27 protein-coding genes are annotated in these 26,214 nt (G+C 55.6%); 16 read left to right on the forward strand and 11 right to left on the reverse strand.

Annotated features, from left to right (window positions below):
• Positions 1–21: 21 nt before the first annotated feature.
• On the reverse strand, positions 22–1,020 hold the full coding sequence (gap, locus tag ACSIPU_RS00665) for a type I glyceraldehyde-3-phosphate dehydrogenase (protein ID WP_004112702.1): 999 nt from the start codon (positions 1,018–1,020) through the stop codon (positions 22–24).
• A 258-nt stretch (positions 1,021–1,278) separates the two neighbouring features.
• Positions 1,279–1,773 carry a GNAT family N-acetyltransferase gene (locus tag ACSIPU_RS00670; RefSeq protein ID WP_004101724.1) on the reverse strand — a complete coding sequence of 165 codons (495 nt, stop codon included), beginning with the start codon at positions 1,771–1,773 and terminating at the stop codon, positions 1,279–1,281.
• Between the two features lie 86 nt (positions 1,774–1,859).
• Here ACSIPU_RS00670 and ACSIPU_RS00675 point away from each other — a divergent pair, with 86 nt between their 5' ends.
• Together ACSIPU_RS00675 and ACSIPU_RS00680 are read left to right on the forward strand one after the other, a co-directional pair.
• Positions 1,860–2,786 carry a LysR family transcriptional regulator gene (locus ACSIPU_RS00675; protein WP_196558106.1) on the forward strand — a complete coding sequence of 309 codons (927 nt, stop codon included), beginning with the start codon at positions 1,860–1,862 and terminating at the stop codon, positions 2,784–2,786.
• A 131-nt stretch (positions 2,787–2,917) separates the two neighbouring features.
• Positions 2,918–3,889 carry a GGDEF domain-containing protein gene (locus ACSIPU_RS00680; protein WP_004101728.1) on the forward strand — a complete coding sequence of 324 codons (972 nt, stop codon included), beginning with the start codon at positions 2,918–2,920 and terminating at the stop codon, positions 3,887–3,889.
• Between the two features lie 81 nt (positions 3,890–3,970).
• Here ACSIPU_RS00680 and ydfZ read toward each other — a convergent pair whose 3' ends face one another.
• Positions 3,971–4,174 (reverse strand): putative selenium delivery protein YdfZ, encoded by a 204-nt coding sequence (gene ydfZ, locus ACSIPU_RS00685; RefSeq protein WP_004101729.1) that lies wholly within the window; start codon positions 4,172–4,174, stop codon positions 3,971–3,973.
• A gap of 280 nt (positions 4,175–4,454) precedes the next feature.
• Between ydfZ and ACSIPU_RS00690 the strand changes: the two genes are divergently transcribed.
• Positions 4,455–4,652, forward strand: coding sequence for a hypothetical protein (locus ACSIPU_RS00690; protein ID WP_004101732.1), 198 nt, complete (start codon positions 4,455–4,457; stop codon positions 4,650–4,652).
• 383 nt (positions 4,653–5,035) lie between these two features.
• On the opposite strand, the gene ACSIPU_RS00695 is transcribed toward ACSIPU_RS00690, so the two are convergent.
• Positions 5,036–5,278: a DinI family protein gene (locus ACSIPU_RS00695; protein WP_004101739.1), complete on the reverse strand. Its 243-nt coding sequence runs from the start codon at positions 5,276–5,278 to the stop codon at positions 5,036–5,038.
• Positions 5,279–5,493: 215 nt separating this feature from the next.
• Between ACSIPU_RS00695 and cybB the strand changes: the two genes are divergently transcribed.
• From cybB to ACSIPU_RS00715, 4 genes are all read left to right on the forward strand, one after another.
• Complete coding sequence (gene cybB, locus ACSIPU_RS00700) at positions 5,494–6,021, forward strand: cytochrome b561 (RefSeq protein ID WP_004101740.1); 528 nt, start codon at positions 5,494–5,496, stop codon at positions 6,019–6,021.
• A 90-nt stretch (positions 6,022–6,111) separates the two neighbouring features.
• A complete protein-coding gene (locus ACSIPU_RS00705) occupies positions 6,112–6,585 on the forward strand; it encodes a GNAT family N-acetyltransferase (RefSeq protein WP_049094291.1) in 474 nt (157 codons plus the stop codon).
• A 104-nt stretch (positions 6,586–6,689) separates the two neighbouring features.
• Positions 6,690–6,965 carry a metal/formaldehyde-sensitive transcriptional repressor gene (locus ACSIPU_RS00710; protein ID WP_004101746.1) on the forward strand — a complete coding sequence of 92 codons (276 nt, stop codon included), beginning with the start codon at positions 6,690–6,692 and terminating at the stop codon, positions 6,963–6,965.
• Between the two features lie 22 nt (positions 6,966–6,987).
• Positions 6,988–8,106, forward strand: coding sequence for an S-(hydroxymethyl)glutathione dehydrogenase/class III alcohol dehydrogenase (locus ACSIPU_RS00715; RefSeq protein ID WP_004101749.1), 1,119 nt, complete (start codon positions 6,988–6,990; stop codon positions 8,104–8,106).
• Between the two features lie 52 nt (positions 8,107–8,158).
• Here the strand turns inward: ACSIPU_RS00715 and ACSIPU_RS00720 are convergent, their stop codons facing one another.
• Together ACSIPU_RS00720 and ACSIPU_RS00725 are read right to left on the reverse strand one after the other, a co-directional pair.
• On the reverse strand, positions 8,159–8,437 hold the full coding sequence (locus ACSIPU_RS00720) for a hypothetical protein (protein ID WP_049094146.1): 279 nt from the start codon (positions 8,435–8,437) through the stop codon (positions 8,159–8,161).
• A 284-nt stretch (positions 8,438–8,721) separates the two neighbouring features.
• Positions 8,722–11,094 (reverse strand): membrane-bound PQQ-dependent dehydrogenase, glucose/quinate/shikimate family, encoded by a 2,373-nt coding sequence (locus ACSIPU_RS00725; protein ID WP_196558107.1) that lies wholly within the window; start codon positions 11,092–11,094, stop codon positions 8,722–8,724.
• A 39-nt stretch (positions 11,095–11,133) separates the two neighbouring features.
• On the opposite strand from ACSIPU_RS00725, the gene ACSIPU_RS00730 reads away from it, so the two are divergent.
• Entirely contained in the window at positions 11,134–11,319 is a 186-nt protein-coding gene (locus tag ACSIPU_RS00730) for a hypothetical protein (protein ID WP_047719878.1), read from the forward strand.
• A gap of 82 nt (positions 11,320–11,401) precedes the next feature.
• Here ACSIPU_RS00730 and ACSIPU_RS00735 read toward each other — a convergent pair whose 3' ends face one another.
• The 3 genes from ACSIPU_RS00735 to pcaH form a co-directional block, all read right to left on the reverse strand.
• Complete coding sequence (locus ACSIPU_RS00735) at positions 11,402–12,325, reverse strand: LysR substrate-binding domain-containing protein (protein ID WP_004101757.1); 924 nt, start codon at positions 12,323–12,325, stop codon at positions 11,402–11,404.
• A gap of 172 nt (positions 12,326–12,497) precedes the next feature.
• The gene (pcaG, locus tag ACSIPU_RS00740) at positions 12,498–13,118 is read right to left on the reverse strand and encodes a protocatechuate 3,4-dioxygenase subunit alpha (RefSeq protein ID WP_123829626.1); all 621 of its coding nucleotides are present in this window, start codon (positions 13,116–13,118) and stop codon (positions 12,498–12,500) included.
• Positions 13,115–13,855, reverse strand: coding sequence for a protocatechuate 3,4-dioxygenase subunit beta (gene pcaH / locus ACSIPU_RS00745; protein WP_004850552.1), 741 nt, complete (start codon positions 13,853–13,855; stop codon positions 13,115–13,117). Before pcaH ends, pcaG begins: the two co-directional genes overlap by 4 nt.
• 238 nt (positions 13,856–14,093) lie before the next feature.
• On the opposite strand from pcaH, the gene hglS reads away from it, so the two are divergent.
• From hglS to rimL, 5 genes are all read left to right on the forward strand, one after another.
• Positions 14,094–15,437, forward strand: a complete 1,344-nt coding sequence (hglS, locus tag ACSIPU_RS00750; protein ID WP_435321488.1) for a 2-oxoadipate dioxygenase/decarboxylase HglS — start codon at positions 14,094–14,096, stop codon at positions 15,435–15,437.
• Between the two features lie 42 nt (positions 15,438–15,479).
• A complete protein-coding gene (locus tag ACSIPU_RS00755) occupies positions 15,480–16,988 on the forward strand; it encodes a carboxylesterase/lipase family protein (protein WP_004101774.1) in 1,509 nt (502 codons plus the stop codon).
• A 173-nt stretch (positions 16,989–17,161) separates the two neighbouring features.
• Positions 17,162–17,785: an isochorismate family cysteine hydrolase YcaC gene (ycaC, locus tag ACSIPU_RS00760; RefSeq protein ID WP_004101775.1), complete on the forward strand. Its 624-nt coding sequence runs from the start codon at positions 17,162–17,164 to the stop codon at positions 17,783–17,785.
• A 270-nt stretch (positions 17,786–18,055) separates the two neighbouring features.
• On the forward strand, positions 18,056–19,711 hold the full coding sequence (locus tag ACSIPU_RS00765; RefSeq protein ID WP_004101777.1) for a glucan biosynthesis protein D: 1,656 nt from the start codon (positions 18,056–18,058) through the stop codon (positions 19,709–19,711).
• A gap of 75 nt (positions 19,712–19,786) precedes the next feature.
• Entirely contained in the window at positions 19,787–20,371 is a 585-nt protein-coding gene (rimL, locus tag ACSIPU_RS00770) for a 50S ribosomal protein L7/L12-serine acetyltransferase (protein WP_049101319.1), read from the forward strand.
• Positions 20,372–20,490: 119 nt separating this feature from the next.
• Here the strand turns inward: rimL and ydcK are convergent, their stop codons facing one another.
• Positions 20,491–21,471 carry a YdcK family protein gene (ydcK, locus tag ACSIPU_RS00775; protein ID WP_023329642.1) on the reverse strand — a complete coding sequence of 327 codons (981 nt, stop codon included), beginning with the start codon at positions 21,469–21,471 and terminating at the stop codon, positions 20,491–20,493.
• A 110-nt stretch (positions 21,472–21,581) separates the two neighbouring features.
• Between ydcK and tehA the strand changes: the two genes are divergently transcribed.
• Positions 21,582–22,580: a dicarboxylate transporter/tellurite-resistance protein TehA gene (gene tehA, locus ACSIPU_RS00780; RefSeq protein WP_032728183.1), complete on the forward strand. Its 999-nt coding sequence runs from the start codon at positions 21,582–21,584 to the stop codon at positions 22,578–22,580.
• 2 nt (positions 22,581–22,582) lie between these two features.
• Entirely contained in the window at positions 22,583–23,179 is a 597-nt protein-coding gene (tehB, locus tag ACSIPU_RS00785; RefSeq protein WP_049095637.1) for a tellurite resistance methyltransferase TehB, read from the forward strand.
• On the opposite strand, the gene pepT is transcribed toward tehB, so the two are convergent.
• On the reverse strand, positions 23,176–24,405 hold the full coding sequence (gene pepT, locus ACSIPU_RS00790) for a peptidase T (protein WP_017145962.1): 1,230 nt from the start codon (positions 24,403–24,405) through the stop codon (positions 23,176–23,178). The genes tehB and pepT overlap by 4 nt on opposite strands.
• Before the next feature lie 113 nt (positions 24,406–24,518).
• On the opposite strand from pepT, the gene ACSIPU_RS00795 reads away from it, so the two are divergent.
• Complete coding sequence (locus tag ACSIPU_RS00795; RefSeq protein ID WP_023320885.1) at positions 24,519–26,111, forward strand: ABC transporter substrate-binding protein; 1,593 nt, start codon at positions 24,519–24,521, stop codon at positions 26,109–26,111.
• Positions 26,112–26,214: the final 103 nt, after the last annotated feature.

Raw genomic sequence — 26,214 nt, forward strand, 5'->3', positions numbered from 1 at the left:
GCGTTGCGCCGCCCCCGGGAGTTATTTGGCGAATTTATCCAGCACGCGAATCAGCTGGGTCACGAAACCGTATTCGTTATCGTACCAGGCGACGGTTTTTACGAGCTGGAGATCGCCAACTTCTGCGATCTCCAGCTGGGTGGCGTCGTAAATTGAACCGAAATGGCTGCCGATAACGTCTGAGGAGACGATCTCCTCTTCGGTATAACCAAACGACTCATTGTTCGCCGCCGCCTCCCTCATCGCCTGATTAACCTCCTCGGCGGTCACTTTTTTCTCCAGCACCGACACCAGTTCGGTTACCGAACCGGTTTTGGTCGGCACGCGCTGAGCGTGGCCTTTCAGCTTGCCGCTAAGTTCAGGGATGACCAGTCCGATAGCTTTCGCCGCCCCGGTGGTATGCGGAATGATATTTTCCGCCGCCGCGCGGGATGCGCGTAAATCTTTGCCGCGCGGGCCATCAACCAGCGACTGGGTGCCGGTATAGGCGTGAATCGTGGTCATGGTTCCCACTTTAATACCAAAGGCGTCATTCAGCACTTTCGCCATCGGCGCCAGGCAGTTGGTGGTGCAGGATGCTACAGAAATTATCGTATCGTTGGCGTCCAGCGTATCGTCGTTAACGTGATAGACGATGGTCTTCATATCGCCCGCCGGCGCGGAGATCAGAACTTTTTTGGCTCCGGCGGTCAGATGCGCCTGCGCTTTCTCTGATGAGGTGTAAAAGCCGGTACACTCCACGATAAGTTCAGCGCCCGTCGCTTTCCACGGAATATGCTGGGCCTCTTTTTCGGCATAAACGGTGATTTTTTTGCCATCAACGATCAGCGCATCTTCAGTAAAATCAACGCTCCAGGGGAAAGGTCCGTAGTTAGAGTCGTGCTTTAGCAGGTAGGCCAGCACTTTCGGTGAGGTGAGATCGTTAATGGCGACCACCTCTAAGGAACTATTAACCTCCAGTAACCGGCGCAGCACCAGCCGTCCAATACGCCCAAATCCATTAATCCCGAGTTTGCTCATGAAGAATCTCCAGGTCAGTTGAATCGTGATGTGAAAACTTCTCCAGGCTTAGTCCAGCAGTCAGGATAGGGCAACCAGCGAATTTTTTGCCGCGAGAAAGGTGGCCGCTAAATATAGCGGGAAAAGCGTGTAAATCCGGGAGGTTGAGGGTATGACGGAAACGGCTAATAATTTTTTGTTTCAGCGTTATACGCCACGGGCATATTGGCTGCGCAGAGAAAAGGAAAGGGCGGACCCGTAAAGACCCGCCGATGGCGATTATCTGGCCAAAGCGCCTGATTCAGCGAAAGCGGCTAGCGCGGCGCCGTCAAGACGATAGCGCACCCATTCACTTTGCGGCAGCGCGCCAATGCTCAGATAAAAATCGATGGCCGGCTGGTTCCAGTCGAGCACGCTCCACTCTAACCGGCCGCATTCTCTTTTAACCGCTAGCTGAGCAATGGTGCGCAAGAGTGCTTTTCCCGCGCCGTTGCCGCGAAACTCGGGCGAGACGTACAGGTCTTCCATATAGATGCCATTGCGTCCGAGCCAGGTGGAATAGCTGGTGAAGAACACCGCATACCCAGCGACCTTATTTTCTATCTCGCAGATCAGCGCTTCCGTTTTGCTATCGCTGGCGAAAAGGGTGGCCTGGATCTCCTCGACCGTGGTGACCACCTGCTCCGGCGCTTTTTCATACACTGCGAGCTCATAAATCATGTCATAAATTGCTTTTGCGTCCGCCGGGCTGGCCTGACGAATGGTCATATTCATTGAATTACCTGTTGTGCCGTCGTGAGTTTGATACCGCAAAGCATAAACGTTAAGGTTAGAAGAATTAAGTGCAATGAAATCACTGAATGATGAATATTATGCATCCCGCCCTTCGCCGTCTTGATTTAAACCTGCTGCCGGTATTCGAGGCGGTCTACCGCTATCGCTCGGTCCGCCTTGCGGCGGAAGAGTTAGCAATGAGCACATCGGCGTTAAGCCACGCGCTATCCAGACTGCGCGCGGCGCTTAACGATCCGCTTTTTTATCGTGAGGGTCACCGCATGTGCCCCAGCGTATATGCGACCCAGCTCGCGCCGTCGATATCATCTGCGTTAAAGTTTTTAAATCAGGAGCTCACCCCGCAGCCAAAGTTTGTCGCTTCCGCCAGTACCGACTGCCTACAGATCGCGATCACGGATTTCACCGCGCAGTGCGTTTTTCCAACCGTGATGTCCAGACTTCACCACCAGGCGCCGGGTTTGCGTTTCGAACTGCGTTATCTGCCGCATAGTCCGGCGCTGACGGAACTGCTGGCCGGAGAGGTGGACCTGGCGTTGGGTTTCAGCGCGCTCAATGAAGCGGAACATCCGGAACTGGATGAGATTCGCTGGCTGCAGGATGACTATGTTGCGATGAGTAACGAAAGGCGGAACAGACTCACGCTGGCGGATTATCTGGCGGCCCAGCATCTGGTGGTCACTCCGTGGAATGAAAGCCAGGGGGTTCTCGATGTGCAGCTGGCGAAAATGGGCTTCACGCGACATATCACCATCAAAACCCCCTCAATGCTGAGCGCACCGTTTATTGTTGCACAAAGTGAACTGTTGATGGCGATGCCGCGCTCGGCTGCTGAAAAGATGCTCGCAACCGCCGGGTTGAAGATTTTTGAACTGCCGTTTGAGGTGCCGCCATTTGAAGTGAAAATCTATTCCCATAAGCGCAGCGGTCAGCGCGGCGCAAGCCAGTGGCTGAAAGACACGCTGCGGGAGTGGGCGGCGCCGGAGGGCATCTGATGGCGGGTTTGACGAGTCAGCGATATATGCTTAACTCATGATATCAGAAATGTAAAATCTGTGTTAACAATCAAGGCGCGCATTGACTCTACGCGCTGCGCCGCTCATCCATAAAAGATAAGAGAGACAAATTGAAATTAGCCGGACCTCATCCAGATGAACTGCGTCGTCTGCAATCGCTGCGGGCATCCGGGTTACTGAATAGCGGAAAAGAAGAGCGCTTCGATCGCCTGACCAGGCTGGCGCGTACGCTCTACGATCTGCCGGTGGCGTCGATTAGCCTCGTCGGGGAGAACACCCTGCATGTTAAATCCTGCGCCGGACTTGATGTGGATACGCTGCCGAGGGATATCACCTTCTGCGCGCACACCATTCTGCAAACCGATCCTTTGATCGTCAACGACCTGCAGCAGGATATGCGCTTTCACGATAACCCGCTGGTGACGGAAGCGCCGTTTATTCGCTTTTATGCCGGGTATCCGGTTCAGCTACCTGACGGCGCGACGGTAGGTTCGTTCTGCCTTATGGATCATAAGCCGCGCGCTTTTTCCGGACATGAAATTCAGATATTGAGTGACCTGGCCGCCATTGTAGAAGATGAATTCAAGGTGCTGGATGCGGCGACCGCCGACGAACTGACGGGGTTATTTAACCGGAGGGGATTTTTGTCGTTAGCGGAGTATGCGCTGTTAACAGCCAGACGGCGAAGTGAACCGGCGAGCCTGGTGTTTATCGACCTCGATCGCTTTAAGCTGATTAACGATACCTGGGGCCATGAGCAAGGGGATAAAGCCCTGACGGCAATCGCCGATGTGATGAAGTCTACCTTCAGAGAGTCGGATTTAATTGCCAGACAGGGCGGCGATGAGTTTATCATCCTGCTTGCCAATACCGCCCAGCAGGCCGCGAACAAGGCGATGGAGCAGCTTAGCCAGAATGTTGCCGAGTATAATCAGCAAGCGGGTAATCCGTGGCAGCTGGCGTTCTCATGGGGCTGCGTTGAATACGATCCCCATGAGCACCATAGTCTCAATGACATCGTTGCAGTGGCCGACCGGCGGATGTATCAGGCTAAAACGAGCCATGGCGCAGAGCGCCGGTAGGCGTGTCGCCCGGCGTCGTCTGCCGGGCGTCTGCGGCATCCCCTGCGGTTCAGGCGGGTGATCGCCGCAGCTTGCGCAATCTTAGTGGAGTCCAAGACGGATCAATTCAACGGGCTCGAATTTGCCTTCAGCGCCTTCAACTTCTACTGTCTTATTACGACGCAGCTGGGCAGGAGTAAGACCATTGGCATGTATAGCAACAATTTTACCGGTTTTACCCGTCCCGTTAATCATTACCTGACTACCGTTAGTAATAGGGTTGCGGTTACGATCGTAAGTGATCATGGCTATTTCTCCTCTTAATAATCTGCAAATAAAACTCCGCTTAACCACCAGGCTTACTCCCGGCAACGGACGTAATACAAATACGCCTCTGAGGCTGGCGTTTTTTTGTTTTTGATCAACATCACACTTTTTAGCGGTCAGCGAAGGCCATTTCCTGACCATTCGTCCGCGCGTTATGCTTCTGCAGGTCTTTGACTTTGTACACTATGGTTGCGGATGCTGCAGGTTGCAGACGCGGTTGCGGCTGCTAAACTTTTGGCGGGCATAACGGAGCGGAACGATGAACAACAAAGACGAGCAAACGGGGCTGATCGGGCTTGCGATTGGCGCAGCGGTCATTGGCCTGGTGTCTGACCAGAAGCCAATTAATCGGGAAAGTATTGTTGAGGAACTGATGCGGTTAGGCAGGCAGAAGGGAGATGGCGTCGAGGACGAGATTTTTAAAAAAGCGGCAACGCTGGTGCGAAAGGGGATATAAACCCCGATAAAGAGATAAACGAAGCCCGGGTATCAGAAAACCCGGGATTACACCGGGAGCAAAGTCATCATTAGCCAGGCTAAAAAAATGCATATCAGCGTCATATACCAGACAAAACTCATTTTACCACCTGACTCTACAGCGCCATGCCAATCACTGCGTTAACCACGGATGAAGCCATTAACACGCCGCCAACGATATAACAGGTTCGGTTCTTTCGGCTCGCGGCTAAGGCCAGAAGAACAATAGCTGCGGCAAAGAATGGGATAGCTATGATGCTAAATGTGTTCATGATTCCCTGAGGCCTTATTCGTCAATATTCCCGCAAGTGGCTTCGCGGTTAAGAAGGCATAGACCGCGATTCGAAATCTACCGGAACCCGGTTAATCTTCCTGCATCCACATATCGGCTTCTTCAAACATTTCCTGCACGGCGCGGCTGATCTGCTCCTTCTCGTGCTTGCTGGCGTCGGTATTAATCGAAGCTAAAGTCATCATCGGTTTTACGCGGACGTCGGCATCGGGAAAAATGCGGTGAACTCGCTTCGTCAGTTCATTAAGAATGATCTCTTTAGCGCCGGCCAATCCCTCGAAATTTCTTTTGTCATAAATCAGTTCTACAAACATGCGTTATCCCGGTTATTTTGATGACAGCCAGTATTGTACTGTAATTATATACAGCGTCAAGGCGACAGAATAAGTTCCTCGCGCAGGCGCGATCTCTGCTTTTGCATCAAATGCCGGAGTAGGGCAATTGTTTTTTTATAAGTACGTAAAAGTTAATGAATTTTTAATAAAAGGTGGTTATGTTGACTCCATCACCATCTTTTTAAGGGTTTTCCATGCGCGATAAATACTCTGGCCTGCAGATAGGCATCCACTGGCTGGTTTTTTTATTAGTGATTGGCGCGTACGCGGCGATGGAGCTGCGGGGCTTTTTCCCGCGCAGCGCGCGGCCTGCCATTAATATGATTCACGTCTCGTGCGGTATTTCTATCTTTGTTCTGATGGTGGCGCGCCTGATCGTGCGCCTGAAATCACCGGCGCCGCCGATAGTCCCCAAACCATCGCCGATGATGACCGGCTTCGCGCATCTCGGGCATCTGGTGATCTATCTGCTGTTTATCGCGCTGCCGATCATCGGCATGGTCATGATGTACTATCGCGGCAACCCGTGGTTCGCTTTTGGTCTGACCATGCCGCACGCAGCGGAAAGCGACTTTGAACTGGTGGATAATCTGAAAGCGTGGCATGAGCTGCTGGCCAATACCGGCTACTTTATTATCGGCCTGCACGCGCTGGCGGCGCTGATGCACCATTATTTCTGGAAAGATAACACGCTGCTGCGGATGATGCCGCGTAAGCGTTAAACCCCGCTAAACCCGCTTCGGCGGGTTTTTTGTCGCTCTTTATTTTAATTGTGATAAAAATGTTATCAACAATAAAAAAAGGGGAAGGGTATGAAAGTCAGACTTGCCATCGCAGAAGAGGCTCCGGCCCTTTGGGAAGTTCGTAATCAGGCGATTCGCCACGGCTGCCGTGAAAGCTATGCTGCGGAAGTCCTCCAGGCCTGGGCTCCCGACAACATGCCTGAAGGTTATCGCCATGCGGTGCGCGATAATCCATTTTTTGTTGTTGATGATGGGCAGGGCAAGCCAGTCGCCAGCGGCTATCTGGATATCAAAGCGGGTAGCGTTGAAGCCATATTTACTTTGCCGACCTGGGAGGGTAAAGGCTGCGCCAGCATGATTATGGCGGCGATTATCGGGGAGGCGAAACAACGCAAGTTCAGGCACATTACCCTCGATGCAACGCCAAACGCGGCCGGTTTTTATCTGCGCCTGGGATTCACTTCAACCGGCGAAAAGCGCTGGCATTCGAACATGGCGAACGCCGACTTACGCTGTGAATCGATGATCCTTAGCCTCGACTGAGCGCAAATTCTCGCCGCTATGCTACGGTTAAAGCGGCGAAGCCATTTGCCTCATGGCAATAATAAATATAGTATACCCCCCTATATGATATGGAGGGCGACACCATGCCACATTCACCTGAAGATAAAAAGCGTGCCCTCAGCCGGGTAAGGCGCATCCGCGGCCAGGTTGAAGCGCTCGAGCGGGCGCTGGAATCTGGCGAACCCTGTATGACCATTCTGCAACAGATTGCCTCTATTCGCGGCGCCGCTAACGGCCTGATGGGGGAGATGGTTGAGATTCATCTGCAGGACGAACTGGTTAGCGGAGAAACGACGCCAGACCAGCGCGCCGCCAGAATGGCGGAAGTCGGGCATCTGCTACGATCCTATTTAAAATAAAATCACCACGAGGAAGAGAGATATGAAATCACGTGCAGCCGTCGCGTTTGGCCCAGGCCAGCCGCTTTCAATCGTTGAGATTGACGTCGCGCCGCCGAAAAAGGGCGAAGTGCTGGTGAAGATCACCCATACCGGCGTATGCCATACCGATGCTTTCACCCTCTCCGGCGACGATCCGGAAGGCGTCTTCCCGGCGGTGCTGGGTCATGAAGGCGGCGGTATTGTCGTCGAGGTTGGCGAAGGCGTAACCAGCCTGCAGCCGGGCGACCACGTTATTCCGCTCTACACCGCCGAATGCGGCGAATGTAAATTCTGTAAATCAGGCAAAACCAACCTCTGTCAGGCGGTTCGTGCTACCCAGGGTAAAGGCCTGATGCCGGACGGCACTACCCGTTTCTCTTATAACGGTGAACCAATCTACCACTACATGGGGACCAGCACCTTTAGCGAATACACCGTAGTGGCCGAAATTTCGCTGGCCAAAGTAAACCCGCAGGCGCCGCTGGACAAAGTCTGCCTGCTGGGCTGCGGCGTCACGACCGGCATCGGCGCGGTGCACAACACGGCGAAAGTGAAAGAGGGCGATACCGTCGCCGTTTTCGGGCTTGGCGGCATTGGTCTGGCGGTGATTCAGGGTGCGGTACAGGCGAAAGCCGGGCGCATTCTGGCGGTGGATACTAACCCGGAAAAATTCACCCTCGCCAAAGAAATGGGCGCCACCGACTTTATCAACCCAAATGACTACGATAAGCCGATTCAGGATGTGATTGTTGAGCTGACCGACGGCGGCGTCGACTTTAGCTTCGAGTGTATCGGTAACGTGAACGTGATGCGCGCAGCGCTCGAATGCTGCCATAAAGGCTGGGGCGAAAGCGTGATTATTGGCGTTGCTGGCGCAGGCCAGGAGATCAAAACGCGGCCATTCCAGCTGGTTACCGGGCGCGTCTGGCGCGGCTCCGCCTTCGGCGGCGTCAAGGGACGCACTCAGCTGCCGGGCATGGTGGAAGACGCGATGGCGGGCAAAATTCGCCTCGACCCGTTTATTACCCACCGTATGCCGCTGGATCGAATCAACGAAGCTTTTGACCTGATGCACGAAGGGAAATCAATTCGTACCGTCATCCATTTCGGTGATAACTGATTTTTCAGTCCAAACATAACCCGGGCTTGCCCGGGTTATTTCTGAATATACGCTATTCTCGCCGCAAATTTTCATAACCGCTATGCCACCGCCGCTGTTCCCGACGCTCCCGTTCTCGCTGAATATCTGATTTTTCATCTTCCCAGACCGCGCAGTGCGGGCCGCTAAAAACCTCGCAGGGCGGCTGGTCAGCGGTGAGCGGGTTGGCCGTTTTCTCTTCCCAGATCGTCGGATCGCGCAGGTCCACTTCCGGGGCCTTCAGCGCCTGTGCGGAGGCAGCGGCTAACGCCAAAACGGTGGCTGCGAGCAGGCGGCAGGTTGAACTTTTCATCCATTATCCTTGTTCAGTTTTTATTATTGATAACCATTCGCAATAATAACATGACTGAATGAAAATGGCGCGTTCAGGGAGATGAGAAGACAATTTCGCTGTCGTGATGTCGTGATGTCGTGATGTCGTGATGTCGTGATGTCGGGTAGCGGCTGGCGCCTGACCCGACCTGCAACACCGTGGATAACCACCGCTGGTAGGCACAGTAAGGCGTTTACGCCACCGGGCAATATCCAGGAAAGGTACTTCGCCAGTAAAAAGGGCCCCGGCTGGGGCCCTGAGGATTACTCCTGCTCCGGGAGCGCGTAGGCAATAATATAATCGCCGCGGTCCGGGGACTGGCGAGCGCCGCCCGCATTGATGATGATGTACTGCTTACCGGTTTTCGGCGAGACATAGGTCATCGGGCCGGACTGGCTGCCGACCGGCAGACGCGACTTCCAGATCTCTTTACCGTTGGCGGTATCAAACGCGCGCAGGTAGAAGTCCTGGGTACCCGCGAAGAACAGCAGGCCGGACTGGGTAGCAAGCGAAGCGCCCAGCGTCGGCATGCCGATAGGGATCGGCATATGCATGCGGATCCCCAGCGGACCGGTGTCCTCTACGGTGCCAACCGGAACCTGCCACACCAGCTTGCCGGTTTTCAGATCGACCGCTGACATCGTGCCGAACGGCGGTTTCTGGCAAGGAATGCCCAGCGGCGACAGGAAGCGCTCGCGCATGGCGCCGAACGGGGTGCCTTCCATCGGCACTATCCCCATTTCGATACCGCTGGCGTCTTTCGCCACGTTGGCGCGCGGAACCATATAGTTGGCGAGGCCAAGGCGCATATCGTTGACGAACATCAGGCTATTATTCGGGTCAACCGACACGCTGCCCCAGTTCATCCCGCCCAGCGAGCCAGGATACTGCAGCGAACGATCTTCGCCCGGAGGGGTGAAGACACCCTGATGGCGCATCTCTTTAAACTGAATGCGGCACAGCAACAGGTCGACAGGCGTCGCGCCCCACATATCCGACTCTGTCAGCGTCTCGTTGCCGATCATCGGCATGCCAACGGAATAGGGCTGGGTCGGGGAGTAGCGCTCGCCTTTGACGTTGCCCGCAGGGACAGGGCGTTCCTCAACTTTGGCGACTGGTTCACCGGTGGCGCGATTGAGCATAAAGATCATGCCCTGTTTACTGGTTTGCACCAGTACCGGGGTGGTGCCGCCTTTACCGTCAGGAAGATCGTACAGCAGAGGCTGCGAAGGCAGGTCGAAGTCCCAGAGATCGTGGTGGGTGGTCTGATAATGCCAGCGTACCTGTCCGGTCGTCGCATCAACGGCCACGATGGAAGAGCTGTATTTATCGTCCAGCGCGGTACGTTCGCCGCCAAAGAAGTCTGGGGTAGCGTTACCGGTAGGCAGGTAAATCAGATTCAGCTTCGCGTCATAGGACATGGCCGACCAGACGTTCGGTGTACCGCGGGTGTAGGTTTGCCCTGCAGGCGGTTCACCGGTCAGGTTCGGGTTGCCCGGATCCCATGCCCACGCCAGCTTGCCGGTGTGAACATCATAGGCGCGAACCACGCCCGGAGGCTCGCCGGTGGAGAAGTTATCCGCCACGCGACCGCCAACCACGACGACGTTACCCGCCACCAGCGGCGTAGAGGTTTGCTGGTAGTAACCTGCTTTGATTTCCCCCATCCCCACGCTAAGGTCAACGATACCGTGGTCGCCGAATGCGTCGCACAGTTTACCGTTATCGGCATCAATGGCGATCAGACGGGCGTCGGTAGTTGGCAGGAACAGACGGCGGGAGCAGGCGGCCGGCTGCGTATCGGCGGCAGAGGACACCTGGGCCTGGCTGTCTTCGTAATAGCCTAAACCACGGCAGCGCTGCCAGTTCGGCGCGGTGGCTTTTGAATCATAGCGCCACTTCTCTTTACCGCTATCGACATCCAGCGCCAGTACTTTGCTGTAGGGCGTACAGACGTAAAGCGTATCGCCAATCTGCAGCGGCGTATTCTGGTCTTCCGCGCCGGAGCCGTTGCTCTGCGGGATATCGCCGGTATGGGCGATCCAGGCGACCTGCAGCTGGTTCACGTTCTGTTTGTTAATCTGGTCGAGGGCGGCGAAGCGATCGCCGTGGGTGGTGTTGCCCCAGTGCGCCCAGTTCTTCTGCTGCTCGCCGGCGGCGACCGGTTTAACCGGCACCGCCTCGCTGGCGCTGACCAGAGGCTGAGATTTGAACATCCAGCCGAAACTTGCCAACAGGACCACTGCCAACACCGCTGCCAGGCCAAACGCGGGCCCTTTTTTCGCAGGCTGGCGGGAAAGGAACGGCCACACCAGCGCGCACAGGAAGGCCAGCACGCCGAGCGCGAACAGGCGCGAGAACAGCGGCCAGTAAGTCCAGCCCGCGTCGCTAATCGCCCAGACGATCGAGACGATAAACGCCAGCCCATACAGCAGTATGCCGCCGCGACGGTTGCGGAAAATGAGCGCTGAGGCGATCACCATCACCAGGCCCATAATCGCAAAATAGAACGTCCCGCCGACCGAGGCGAGCTTTGCACCAAGAATACCGATAGCCAGACCGATGATCAGCATCAGTCCGGCGAGAAGCCACTGCAGGATCCGTGGGAACCCTCGCGGCACGTTGCCAGTTGCCATTTTTGTCTCCTTAACCACCCCTGAACAGGCGTGAACCAGATGAATCAATTTTTCAAGTTAACTCTTTTGAATGAAGCGTCAATGACCTTCATAAAAGCGGGTTTTTTGCTGTTATTGATTTCGAGTGAACCATTTGGTGAAATCGTGGCTATGATAGATCTGTTAAATAAATTTGCGCAATTGTTAATGAATGATTTCGCACTAATTGATTATTGTGATGAATGACGTTAGCGAATCGCTGGAAAAAGAGGCTGCGTTTCCCCGGCGGCTGGAGGGGCGGCGCCGGGAGAAAAGCGGAAGACGCCGGTCAGACCGGCATAGATTTGCGAATGGCGCTCAGCAACGTTTGGCTACCGGCGGTGAGGGTGGCATCCACGCGGGTCAGAATACCGATAGGTTCGCCAGCGCCCTGAGTGGGTATGGGCAGCGCGGCGAGCAGTCCACGGCGCAGATCGTCCTTCACCGCGCCGGAGGGGACGAACCACACGTAGTCGTAATCGACGGTGAGCTGGCGCGAGAGCGAGGCCGACAGCGTTTCGATGCAGCCAGTGGGAATTTTACAGCCCTGGCTTTGCAGCAGGGCTTCCGCATTCTGTCGCGGCAGTGTGCCTTTTGGCGATACCACCACCGGCCACTCCATCACCCGGCTCAGGGTAACGGTTTCTTGCAGCAGCGGGTGCCCCGGACGAACCACCAGCTTCAGCGATTCAAGAAACAGCAGCTCATAGTTCAGACCGCTCATCAACTCCGGATCGGACATTCTTCCGATGCCGATATCGATTTCTCCCGATTTCAGGCCCGCCAGCAGCATGGTGTTATTCATGGTCGCGACCTGCAGGGTGATATCCTTTTGCTGCTGGTGAAACTGGCCAATCACCGAGGGCAGAATCCCCAGCGCAGCGGTTGGCAGCGCTCCGATACGCACGATGTCGTTGCTGAGGCCTTCTTTACGATTCAGCGCTTGCCCGGCGGTATTGAGCGCGTCCAGCACTTTCACCGCATGGGTAAGAAACTGTTCCCCGACCAGCGTGAGCTGAGCACCAAGGCGTCCGCGCTCAAACAGCCGCGTACCGGTAAGCTGCTCCAGTTCATTCAGGGTTTTGGACAAAGCCGGTTGGCTAAGGTTTAAGGTTTCAGCCGCGCGCCCAAGAGTTCCCTGTTGAGCGACGGCCACGAAGGTATGTAGATGGCGCAAGCGAATGCGCTGACTGAAAAGACCATTTTTTTGCATAATCAATGTTAAGAACTGAGGCTGACCGGTGACAAGTAAGGGTGTTTAAATTTGTTAACTTCATAGCAAAATATTATTAACATTTTATATTATTATTTTACAAGTTGATTTTGTTGAGATTGTGGAAAAGCGCCGCCTCTGGCTGGCAGAGGCGGAGAAGGAACGGGCAAATTTAGATATCGAAGAACACGGTTTCGTTGTTGCCCTGTAAGTGAATATCGAAGCGATAAACGATTTCCGTACCGCGCACTTCGCGCTGCCCGATGAGGGTCTGACGGCGAACTTCCCACTCAATCAGATTGAGCACCGGATCGGCCTGATTAGCGTCCTGCTCGTCGGAGAAGTACATCCGCGTATTAAGGCCAATGTTTATTCCGCGCGCCACCACCCATAAATTGACGTGAGGGGCCATTACGCGGCCATCTCGGCCCACTACGGCGCCGGGTTTAATGGTTTCGAAGCGCCAGATACCGCTGGTAAAGTCCGAGCAGCTGCGCCCCCAGCCGCGAAACTCCGCATCCAGCTTTTTGTTTTGCTGCCGATCGTCCGGGTGATTGTAGCGCCCGGCGGCGTTGGCCTGCCAGATTTCCAGTAGCACATCGCGCACCGGCGTTCCGGAGCCATCGATGACTCTGCCTTCAATGGTAATGCGCTCACCCTCGGTCGCAGGGGTCGTCAGCGTTGGGCCAAAGTTATTCTCAAAGATATGAAATCCGGCGGCGTCCGGCGCCAGGCCGATATGCACATAAGGACCGGCGGTTTGTGAAGCGGTTTCGGGTAAAAAATCTCTCATCGGGCGGCCCCCTGCGTGCGGTTTTCAAACAGCGTGGCGCGGTGGCCGCGCAGCACGAGATCAAAACGGTAAGCCAGCGAGTCCAGCGGTACGGCGGCATGGGTATCCAGCTCGGCGATCAGCGTCCTGATGGCATCGTCGTTATTGATGGTTTTGACGATAGGACACTGTTTGATCAGCGGATCGCCTTCAAAATACATCTGCGTAATTAAACGCTGTGCCCAGGCGTCTCCGGAGAGAGAGAAGTGAATATGCGCCGGGCGCCAGTCGCTTACCTGGTTGCGCCACGGGTAGGGACCGGGTTTGATGGTGCGAAAACAATAATAGCCGTTCTCGTCGGTCAGCACGCGTCCACAGCCGCCAAAGTTCGGGTCGATCGGCGCCAGATATTGATCCTTTTTATGTCGGTAGCGTCCGCCAGCGTTGGCCTGCCAGACTTCGACCAGCGTATTTTTCATCGGCCGACCGAATCCATCGCGTACGTAGCCGTGCACAATAATCCGCTCGCCAATCGGCAGGCCGTCTTTGGCGTAATTCAGGATCAGGTCGTTATCGAGCGCGCCGAGATCGTCGCTACTGAAAACCGGCCCGGTGATTTCCGAAAGTGAATTCTGTAGGGAGATAAGCGCATTGCGCGGCGAGCGCAGAACGCTGGTTTTATAGCCCGGCGCGTAAGCCGGAGGATGGCTGCTATAGTCGCGATGCAGAACCTCGCGCGGTGACCATTTGTCGTTCATCAGGGTACTCCGTTTTATCGGTAGAGAGGCATATCGTTGTTATGTCGCCACAAGCAGTGTGTGTAAATGTTTTGTTAATTTAAAGTGAAATTAAAGGGTGTTTAACATAACTACTGGTTATGAAGTGTTCAGGCGAAATTAAACGGGCAGCTACCGGCATCACAGTTTGTAAATTCTTCCCACCGTCTTCAGACAGCTTTTCTACACTCCAGGGAGAATTCACTGGAGGTAAGACATCATGGCGAACACCATCACGGCTGATGAGATTCGGGAGTGCTTTTCGCAGGCGATGTCGGCGATGTACCAGCAGGAAGTTCCGCAGTACGGGACGCTACTGGAGCTGGTGGCCGACGTTAACCTGGCTATTCTGGAGAATAACCCGAAGCTGCATGAACAACTGGCTAACGCCGATGAACTGGCGCGGCTGAACGTTGAACGCCACGGCGCGATCCGCGTTGGTACGGCGGAGGAACTGGCGACCTTGCGTCGCATGTTTGCCATTATGGGAATGTATCCCGTTAGTTATTACGATCTGTCGCAGGCTGGCGTGCCGGTTCACTCCACCGCGTTTCGTCCCGTTGATGACGCCGCGCTGGCGCGCAACCCGTTTCGTATTTTTACTTCGCTTCTGCGCCTTGAGCTTATCGCTAATGAGGCGTTGCGTAAGCGGGCGGCACAAATCCTTTCCGGGCGCGATATCTTCACCCCACGCTGTCGTGAACTGATTGCGCTTTATGAACAGAAAGGAGAATTCACCGCCGCAGAGGCCCGGGAGTTCGTCGAACAGGCGCTGGAAACCTTTCGCTGGCATCGACAGACCCTCGTCGATGAAGAAACCTATCATGCGCTGCACGATGAGCACCGGCTGATTGCCGATGTCGTCTGTTTCCCCGGCTGCCACATCAATCATCTGACTCCGCGCACCCTGGATATCGATCGGGTACAGGCGCTGATGCCTGAATGCGGCATCGCCCCGAAGGCGTTGATAGAAGGGCCGCCGCGCCGCGAAGTGCCTATTTTACTGCGCCAGACCAGCTTTAAGGCTCTCGAGGAGCCGGTGATGTTTGCCGGAGAGCATAAAGGCACGCATACCGCTCGCTTTGGTGAAATCGAGCAGCGCGGGATTGCCCTGACGCCGAAAGGCCGCGCGCTCTACGATCGTCTTCTGGGCGAGGCGGGGGTGGGCAAGGATAACCTCAACCATCAGCGTCATCTGCAGGAGGTGTTTAGCGCGTTTCCGGACAGCGAATTCCTGCTGCGTCAGCAGGGACTGGCATACTTCCGCTACCGCCTGACCCCTGCCGGAGAAGCCCATCGTCAGGCGTTTCGCCCCGGAGACGATCCGCAGCCGCTGATCGAACGCGGCTGGGTGATTGCGCAACCGATTATTTATGAAGACTTTTTACCGGTAAGCGCCGCCGGGATATTTCAGTCGAATCTGAGCAACGAGGTGCAGACCCGCAGCCACGGCAACGCCAGCCGGGAGGCCTTTGAGGAGGCGCTGGGCTGTGCGGTTTATGACGAGTTCAGCCTCTATCAGCAGGCGGAAGAGCGCAGCAAACGACGTTGCGGTCTGCTGTAAAATCAGTACTCTGCTGGCATGAGTCGTTAAAGGAAGCAGGTCATGCAGAATCCGTCCACCCCGCTGGTGAAAACCCGGCAGGGGATACTATCCGGCACCTCTGAAGAGAACATTCATATCTGGCGCGGTATTCCTTATGCCGCGCCGCCCGTCGGCGATCTTCGCTGGCGCTCGCCGCAGCCTGCTGCCCGCTGGCAGGGCGTGCGCCGGGCAGAGACCTTCTCGGCCTCCAGCTGGCAGGATATTGAATACTGCCGCGAGCTCGGCGGCGGCGATCCCGGCAGCTTTTCCGAAGATTGCCTCTACCTTAATGTCTGGTCGCCCGCCGCCCGATCGCAGCCGCTGCCGGTTATGGTCTGGCTGCACGGCGGGGGCTATACCATCGGCGCGGGAAGTTTGCCGCCCTATGACGGCAAAGCCTTAGCTTCTCGCGGCGTGGTAGTGGTGACGGTCAACTACCGGCTCGGGCATCTGGGCTTTTTTGCCCATCCGGCGCTGGAAGGGGAAGACGGCGAGCGTATCTATAACTTCGCGCTACTCGATCAGATCGCCGCCCTGCAGTGGGTGCAGGAGAACATTCACGCCTTTGGCGGCGATGCGGCTACCGTGACGCTGTTCGGCGAATCCGCCGGCGCGCGCAGCGTGCTGTCGCTGATGGTTTCGCCTAAGTCCAGAGGCTTGTTCCATAAAGCGATAATCCAGAGCGGCTATACCTTGCCCGATCTGCCGCGAGAGAAGGCGCTGGCGAAGGGGCAGCTTATTGCGGAACACTTTTCTTTGCCGCAGGCCAGCGCCGAACAGCTGCGGGCGATTCCGGCGCAAGCGTTCTGGTCGTTGACTGCGCCGTTGACCATCGGCCCGGCGCCCGTGGTTGGCGATGCCGTGCTGCCGCAGCCGATGCTGGAGACTTTTTTTAGCGGACGCCAGCATCCCCTGCCGGTGATGATCGGTTCGAACAGCGATGAGGCGAGCGTCATGGCGGTGTTTGGCGTCGATATCGCCGGGCAGATCCAGAAGCTTCGCCGTGAACGCCGTTTCGGTCTGGGTCTAATTAAATTGCTCTATCCCGGCGTGAAGGGAGATGAAGCGCTGGGGCGCGAAGTTTGCCGGGATATGGCCTTTACCACTCTGGGCTATGTGGTGATGCAGGCTCAGCAGCGAGTAGGGCAACCGTGCTGGCGCTACTGGTTTGACTACGTGGCCGAGGCGGAACACCAGACCTATCCGCACGGCGCGTGGCACGGTAATGAAGTCGCATACGTTTTTGACAATCTCGACCTTGCCGAGCCGGTACGAAATTATGCCAACGATCGCGACAGAGACTTTGCCGCCCGGGTCGCCGACTATTGGGCGAACTTCGCTCGCTTCGCCGGCAATGACTGTCATGAACTCTCAGGGCCGGTACGCTGGCCCGCCAGCGTGCGCGGACGGGATCGCCTGCTGCGAATCGGGCTGCACAAACGGGCCGGCTTTAAGGTGGAGAACCGCTTTATGCGCGCGCGTCTGGCGCTGTTTCGGCGGGTCATGAAGCATCATGTGACGCTGGATTAACATTATTCACAAAATCTCCGCTAGCCGGGTGGCGTTCTGCAAATGGGACAATGCGTCCCACTTTCGGCGGCTAATCCTCAGCCAGTGATTACACTATGATCAGCCTTATTAACACCATCTCCGCAGAACCGGCGTTCTGACGGAAAATCTGACGTTAAAATGAGGAAGAAACCATGGCCAAACCGTATGTTCGTCTGGATAAAAATGATGCCGCCGTGCTGCTGGTCGATCACCAGACCGGATTGCTTTCACTGGTGCGCGATATTGATCCTGATAAATTCAAGAACAACGTCCTTGCCCTTGGCGACCTGGCGAAGTATTTCGGTCTGCCGACCATCCTGACCACCAGCTTCGAAAACGGCCCTAATGGTCCGCTGGTGCCTGAGCTGAAAGAGCAATTCCCGGATGCCCCCTATATTGCGCGCCCGGGTAATATTAACGCCTGGGATAACGAAGATTTCGTTAAGGCAGTGAAAGCGACGGGCAAGAAGCAGCTGATCATTGCCGGGGTGGTGACGGAAGTGTGCGTGGCTTTTCCGGCGCTATCGGCTATTGAAGAGGGGTTTGATGTATTTGTGGTGACCGACGCTTCCGGCACCTTTAACCCGATTACCCGCGATGCGGCCTGGGATCGGATGTCGCAGGCTGGCGTGCAACTGATGTCGTGGTTTGGCGTTGCCTGCGAACTGCATCGCGACTGGCGTAATGATATCGAAGGGCTGGGCACGCTGTTCTCCAACCATATCCCGGATTATCGCAACCTGATGACCAGCTTTAATCTTCTGAATCAAAAATAAGCTTCTCTGCGGCCGGCGCTCGGCTGGCCGCTTCCTCTTTCTCTTCACTGTCGCTGAATTAAGCAGCAAACGCCGCCGGTTGGCGAAATCATCGCCGCCCCTGGCTATCGGCAATTCGGTCTGGTCCGGTGGACATATTTTTTTCACCTGATTTCTGCCCTCAACAATTGGATTATCAATCGTTTTTGTCTAGAGTGAGCGACATTCACGACGCATGGGTTTGTTACGTCGCGTCTCAATTCACATATGAAGAAGGATGCTCTCTCAGGCATGAACCGCAGACGTTTTCTCAAATCTTCCATGGCTGTTGCCGCCGTATGCGGAACGTCAGGAGTCGCCTCTCTATTTTCTAAAGCCGCATTCGCCGAAGATTCGGGAATTGCCGATGGGCAAACGCGCCGTTTTGATTATAGTGTCCTCCAGTCGATGGCCCACGATCTTGCCCGTCAGCCATGGGGCGGCGCGCCTCGCGATCTGCCGCCAACCCTGGCAACCCTGACGCCGCAGGCCTACAACAGCATTCAGTATGACGCCGCGCACTCCCTGTGGAGCAACATTGAAGAGCGCAAGCTGGATATCCAGTTTTTTCACGTGGGAATGGGGTTCCGCCGCCGCGTGAGAATGTTCTCGCTGGATTCACAAACTCAACAGGCACGTGAAATACACTTCCGGCCTGAACTGTTTAAATACAATGATGCCGGCGTCGACACCAAACAGCTGGTGGGCCAGAGCGACCTGGGTTTTGCCGGTTTTCGCGTATTTAAGGCCCCTGAACTGGCGCGTCGCGACATCGTCGCGTTCCTTGGCGCCAGCTACTTCCGCGCGGTGGACAGCACTTACCAGTACGGTCTTTCCGCCCGCGGCCTGGCGATCGATACCTTTACCGATACGCCAGAAGAGTTTCCTGACTTCACCTCTTTCTGGTTTGAGACCGTTAAACCGGGAGCCACGGTATTTACCGTCTATGCGCTGCTCGACAGCCCAAGCGTCACCGGCGCCTATAAGTTCATCGTTAACTGTCAGGAGACGCAGGTGATCATGGATGTGGAAAACCATATCTATGCGCGCAAAGACATCAAGCAGCTGGGCATCGCGCCGATGACCAGTATGTTCAGCTGCGGTAATAACGAACGGCGAATGTGTGACACCATCCATCCGCAAATTCACGACTCTGACCGTCTGTCGATGTGGCTGGGCAACGGCGAGTGGGTTTGTCGCCCGCTGAATAACCCGCAAAAGCTGCAGTTCAACGCTTTCCAGGATAAGAATCCGCGCGGTTTTGGCCTGCTGCAGCTGGATCGCGACTTCTCCCACTATCAGGATATTATGGGCTGGTACAACAAGCGCCCGAGTCTGTGGGTCGAACCGCGTAACCAGTGGGGCAAGGGGGCCGTCAACCTGATGGAGATCCCGACCACTGGCGAAACGCTGGATAACATCGTCTGCTTCTGGCAGCCGGAGAAGCCGGTGAAAGCCGGGGATGAACTGGACTTCCGTTATCGTCTCTACTGGAGCGCGCAGCCGCCGGTACGCTCGCCGCTGGCGCGGGTGATGGCAACGCGGACGGGGATGGGCGGTTTCCCGGAAGGCTGGGCGCCGGGCGAACACTATCCGGATAAATGGACCCGTCGGTTTGCTATCGATTTTGTCGGCGGCGACCTGAAGGCCGCTGCGCCTAAAGGCATCGAGCCGGTCATTACCCTGTCGAGCGGTGAAGCGAAACAGATAGAAATCCTCTACGTTGAACCCTTTGATGGCTACCGCATTCAGTTTGACTGGTATCCGACTTCGGATTCGACTGACCCGGTTGAGATGCGCATGTTCCTGCGCTGCCAGGGGGAGGCTATCAGCGAGACCTGGCTTTATCAGTACTTCCCGCCGCCGCCGGATAAACGCAACTATGTCGACGATCGGGTAATGAGGTAAGTGTCCGTTACTGCGCCCGCCGGGTAACCGCGCGGGCGCGTATTTTTTTAATCACATCGTTAATCAGAGTGCGCCATGTCCGCCGAAAACAGATCTGCTATCGAACATATCCCCGTTACGGATTCTCTCTCCCTGCGCGCGGTTGACGAGCGTCACGTGCCGGAACTGCATCAGCTGGTGATGAAAAACCAGCGCTGGCTTCACCAGTCGCTGAGCTGGCCCGCTGAGGTGACTCACGAAGAGGAGACCCGCCGCCACGTGCAGGGCAACGTGATGCTCCACCAGCGCGGCTATGCCAAGATGTTTTTGCTCTTTCTGCAGGAGGAGATTGTCGGCGTACTGTCGTTCAATCAGATAGAGCCAATCAACAAGACCGCTTACATTGGCTACTGGATTGATGAAAGCCATCAGGGGCAGGGGCTGCTTTCGCAGGCTCTGCAGGCGCTGATGGACTATTTTGCCCGCAGCGGTACGGTCCGCCGCTTTGTGATTAAGTGTCGGGTGGCGAACCACAAAAGCAATCAGGTGGCCCTGCGTAACGGTTTTAGCCTCGAAGGGTGCCTTAGGCAGGCTGAGTATCTCAACGGTTCGTATGATGATCAGAATATCTACGGACGCATTATCGATGATAGCACCGGGCAATTCCCGGGTCGCGGCTGACGATTTACCCGGGCGACAGGACGCACGGCCAGGTAGCCCGGGCAAGGCGCGTAGAGCGCCGCCACCGGGAACAGAGCGCAGGGGCCTGAGGCTGAAAACCCCGCTGCCTGGCGTAAAGGTTAAAGAAAGCCGACAATGGGCGTACGGGTATAATGTTCGTCGCCGTTAATGACCTTCGCGCCCCGGATAGAAATGGCGTCTCCCGCGCTGGCTTCGATGCGTGCTTCATCGCCGATAGTGACTTGATGCTCGATCACCACATCGCCGCAAATCACCGTATGGCCTTCAATTAACACACTATCGTCCAGCAGAATCGGCCCGCCCCGCAGGTGCGCATGGCCGCCTACCATCACCCGATGCTTCAGCAGGCAGTTGCCTTCGACCACAGCGTGCTCCGCCACCTGCGAACTGTAGCGCAGGGTCGGGATAGCGTCTTCTTCCCGCCCGGCGATAATCCTCGCATGGCCATAAACACGAGCGTTATCGCAGACCCAGACGTCGTTCTCTTCATTACCTTCCAGCCGCGCATGATCGAAAATTTCCGCCCGGTGCTCGACAAAAGCGTGTTCGACAAACGCATCGCCGTAAATTTGTGCCTGGTGAACGACGCGCGATGCGCTGACCGTGGCCCGCTGATAAATGCGCAGGATTTTATCGTTGTCGGCAGTCAGACCTTGAGCGGCGATAATTAAACAGTGGGGGAGGATCCGCGCGTGGTCGGCCAGGTGGCAGCACCCGCGAATGTGCGAGTGTGAAACGGTGACGTTGTCACCTATTTGCGCATTATGGCTCACTGCGGCGCTATCCAGACAAGCGTTACCGTTGACGATGGCCCCATGGCTGATAATGCACTCGCCGGTTAAGCGCGCATTGCCCTCAATTTTTGCCCCGGCAAATACGGCGCTATTAGGATCATAAATCCAGCACGCGCCCTCGTGGCTAAGGGCTGCTTCATCGTCCAGCCAGCCGCCTTCATCACCGCTTTTTACGTCAGCGAAATCACGTAAGGCGACAATTTGCCGCAGATTTACGCTATGTTTGTTGCCGTCGGCCTCATAGTGAAACTGGCGAACCTTCTCGCTGAGGTAATATTTGCGCATCTGACTATCTCATTACGTATGGTTAACATAAACATAGCAAAAAACTCCGTAGCGCGTTTTTGAAGGTTCCTTTAAAATGCAACTTAATATAATTTTAAATTTCAAACAAAATGAATAAAACGCAGCGCGCGAGCCGGGTGCTGAATCTTCCGGCGGGCTATTTTGGTATGGTACTGGGCATTATCGGCATGGGCTTCGCCTGGCGCTACGCCAGCACCATCTGGCCGGTGAGCCGGGTCGTCGGTGACGCCCTGGTGATCGCGGCTACGCTCATCTGGCTACTGCTGGCGCTGGCATTTATTACCCGGGCGGTCCGTTTCCCGCACAGCGTACTGCAGGAGATGCGACATCCGGTGGCCAGCAGTTTTGTCAGCCTGTTTCCGGCGACCACCATGCTGGTCGCCATCGGCTTTGTTCCCTGGATGCGGCCGCTGTCGCTGGTATTATTCGCGATTGGGGTGGTGCTGCAGCTGAGCTATTCGGCATGGCAGAGCGCCGGATTATGGCGGGGGAAACATCCCAGCGAGGCAACTACGCCGGGTCTCTATCTACCGACGGTGGCGAATAACTTTATCAGCGCCATGGCCTGCGGCGCGTTGGGCTTTAACGACGCCGGACTGGTGTTTCTTGGCGCCGGGATCTTCTCCTGGCTAAGCCTGGAGCCGGTTATCCTGCAGCGCCTGCGCAGCGATGGCGAACTGCCGACGGCGATGCGGACTTCGCTCGGCATTCAGCTGGCGCCGGCGCTGGTGGCGTGCAGCGCCTGGCTGAGCGTAAACGGCGGCGAGACGGATACCTTCGCTAAGCTGCTGTTCGGCTATGGTCTGCTCCAGCTGCTGTTTATGCTGCGGCTGATGCCATGGTATCTACGCCAGCCGTTTAACGCCTCTTTCTGGAGCTTCTCATTTGGCATCTCCGCGCTGGCGACGACCGGGCTGCATCTCGGTCATCAGCATCCGGGCGGCTTTTTCCATACTCTGGCGTTCCCGCTGTTTCTGTTTACCAATCTGATCGTCGGCCTGCTGCTGGTTCGTACCTTCTTGCTGCTGGTGCGCGGTAAACTGCTTATTCGCGTTGAACGCGACGCATTATTAAAAAATAAGGATTAATCATGACGCTTCGTGACGAAAACTACTTTACCGATAAATACGGCATGACCCGCACCCATTCGGAGGTGCTGCACGCCGCCACGCTGATCGCCCCGGGCAGGGCGCTGGATCTGGGCTGCGGCAACGGTCGCAATAGCTTGTATCTGGCAGCCAACGGGTTTGATGTTACCGCGTGGGACAAAAACCCTGCCAGCATCGGTAATCTTGAGAGCATTCGTCAGGCGGAAGGGCTGGGGAATCTGCGGACGGCGATTAAGGATCTTAACGCCCTGAGCTTTGATGGCGAGTATGACTTTATTCTTTCCACCGTGGTGATGATGTTCCTTGATGCGCAGACCATCCCGGGTCTTATCGCCAATATGCAACGCTGTACTAAACCCGGCGGCTACAATCTGATCGTTGCCGCTATGGATACCGACGATTATCCGTGCACCGTTGGCTTCCCGTTCGCCTTTAAACCGGGTGAGCTTAGCCACTACTACCAGGGCTGGGCGTTCCTCAAGTACAACGAAGACGTCGGTGAACTCCACCGCACCGACGCCAACGGCAATCGCATCAAACTGCGTTTCGCCACCATGCTGGCGCGCAAACCGGCCTAACGCGCGGCTAACAGGCAGAGCTGGAACGCGGTCTGATAAGAGGCTTCAAAGGCGCGCAGCGGCAGAAATTCAAACTTCGAGTGGAAGTTATGCGCGCCGGTGAAGAAGTTTGGCGTTAACACCCCTTTTGCCGACAGGGCCGCGCCGTCGGTGCCGCCGCGCATCGGCGTTGGTTTCGGCGTAATGCCTAAGCTTTCCATTGCTTCGAACATCAGATCAATGGCGCGGCGATCTTCGCCAATCGCATTGCTGATGTTGCTGTAGGTATCGCTGACGTGAAATTCCACCTTACCGGTTGGATACTGCGCGGCGATTTTTTGCGCCACTTCGCCGATCTGCTGCTTGCGGCGATTAAAGCTGGCGAGATCGAAGTCGCGGATGCTGGCCTGCAGTAGGGTGCTATTTTGATCGCCCTGGATGCCGTTAAACCACACGTAGCCTTCGCGTCCGGCCGTATATTCCGGCGTTTGCTGGCGATCGAAATGGCTCATGTAATCGGTGGCCATCAGCAGCGGGTTCACCAGTACGCCCTTTGATGACATCGGATGGGCCGTGACGCCGGTAAAACGGATCTCCGCGGCGGCGGCGTTAAAGTTCTCATAGACGATTTCGCCGAGCTCGCAGCAGTCGATGGTCCACGCAAAATCGACGGCAAAGCGCGAGAGGTCCAGCGCTTTCGCTCCCCGCAGACCCACTTCTTCATCCGGCACAAAGGCCACCACGATATCGCCGTGGCGATGCTCCGCCGTGAGGTTTTCCAGCACCGTCATCACCACCGTGACGGCGGATTTGTTATCCGCCCCGAGCACGCTGGTACCGTCGCTAAAAATAATCTCTTCATCGGGATAAGCGAGGATTTCCGGATGCTCGACGACGCGCAGCCAGATATCTTTCTCGCTGTTCAAACAGAGATCTTCACCAGTGAAGCGCAGAATTTGTGGATGAATCTCCGGTGACAAACCAACGTCAACGGTATCGATGTGGGTAATAAAGCCAATCCGCGGCGCGTCTGGGACATTGCCTTTTTTCACCGCCGTCACGGTGGCGTGTTCGTCAATCACAATGTCATCCAGCCCAAGCTGGCGTAGCTCATCCGCAAGGGCCTGCGCCATCGCGTGTTGCCCGGCGGTGGTGGGTAGGGTGGACGCTCGCGGATCGCTTTGGCTGGTTATCGCCAGATAGCGAAAGAAGCGTTGGGTTAATTGACTGGCCAGGGCTGATGACATAGTGATTCCTTCTTTATTCGAGTTTTCAGGTGTTTGCAATCAGGCTTTAGTGTTATGTATGGAAGGGAAAACAACAAGCTATTCATTAGCTGACAAATTAAAAAGGAAAACATATGCAACGCAGATTCACGACGCTTGCTCTGGCGGTAGCGGCCCTGACGGCCAGCTCAGCTATTAGCGCAAAAACGCTGGTCTACTGTTCAGAAGGATCGCCGGAAAACTTTAACCCTCAACTCTATACCTCGGGAACCAGCGTGGATGCCAGCGCGGTACCGGTCTATAACCGGCTGGTTGACTTTAAAGCCGGTACTACGGAATTAGTGCCGAGCCTGGCTGAAAGCTGGGAAGTCAGCGAAGATGGCAAAGTTTATACTTTCCATTTACGTAAAGGCGTTAAATTCCAGAGTAATAAATATTTCAAACCCAGCCGCGATTTTAATGCCGATGATGTTATTTTTTCATTTATGCGGCAAAAAGATCCTCATCATCCTTATCACAATGTCTCCAACGGCAATTATTCTAATTTTGAAAGCCTGGAGTTTGGTCAGTTAATTACCGCAATCGATAAGCCTGATGAATATACGGTGCGTTTTACATTAGCGCATCCTGAAGCGCCATTTGTCGCCGATCTTGCCTGGTATTTTGCCTCTATTTTATCGGCGGAATATGCCGATGCGATGTTAAAAGCCGGCACGCCAGAACGCGTGGACATGGACCCGATTGGCACCGGTCCGTTCAAACTCGCTCAGTATCAAAAAGATTCCCGCATTCTCTTCACCGCTTTCCCGGAATACTGGCAGGGGAAAGCCCATATCGATCGCCTGATTTTCAGCATCACGCCGGACGCTTCGGTGCGTTACGCCAAGCTGGAGAAAAACGAGTGCCAGGTAATGCCGTTCCCCAATCCGGCAGACCTGCCGCGAATGAAAGAGAACAACGCGATCAATCTGATGAGCAAAGCGGGTCTCAACACCGGTTTCCTGGCGTTTAATACGCAAAAAGCGCCGCTGGACAACGTCAAGGTGCGCCAGGCCTTAGCGATGGCGATCAATAAACCGGCGATCATTGAAGCCGTCTTCCACGGCACCGGTACGGCGGCGAAAAACCTGCTGCCGCCGGGGGTATGGAGCGCGGATAGCCAGCTTAAAGATTACGAGTATGACCCGCAGAAAGCGCAAGCGCTGCTGGCGGAGTCGGGCGTTTCCGGGCCGATAACCATCGACCTGTGGGCGATGCCGGTGCAGCGTCCTTATAATCCGAACGCCAAACGCATGGCCGAGATGATTCAGGCCGACTGGGCGAAAATCGGCGTGCAAACTAAGATCACAACCTATGAGTGGGGTGAATACTTAAAGCGGGTTAAGGATGGTGAACACCAGGCGGCGCTGATGGGCTGGACCACCGCGACCGGCGACCCGGATAACTTCTTTGGCCCGTTGTTTACCTGCCAGTCGGCAAACGGCGGCTCTAACTCGGCGAAATGGTGCTATCAGCCGTTCGATAACCTCATCGCCGAGGCGAAATCGATAACCGATCGCCAAAAACGCGAGACGCTCTATCTGCAGGCGCAGCAGATGATGCACGACCAGATGCCGGCGGTGATGATTGCCCACTCGACTATTTTTGAACCGGTACGTAAAAACGTTTCTGGTTACGAAATCGACCCCTTCGGCAAGCATATTTTTTATCAGGTTGATATAAAATAAATACGAAAAAACGGCCCGCCGGCAGCGGCGGGTTTATTTTTTTACGCTACTTGACGTACCACCACTTTTGCCACAAAACTTACCCCTGTCTTTTGCTATAACA

Source organism: Klebsiella sp. HN106 (genome assembly GCF_051209435.1).
Lineage (GTDB): Bacteria > Pseudomonadota > Gammaproteobacteria > Enterobacterales > Enterobacteriaceae > Klebsiella > Klebsiella oxytoca.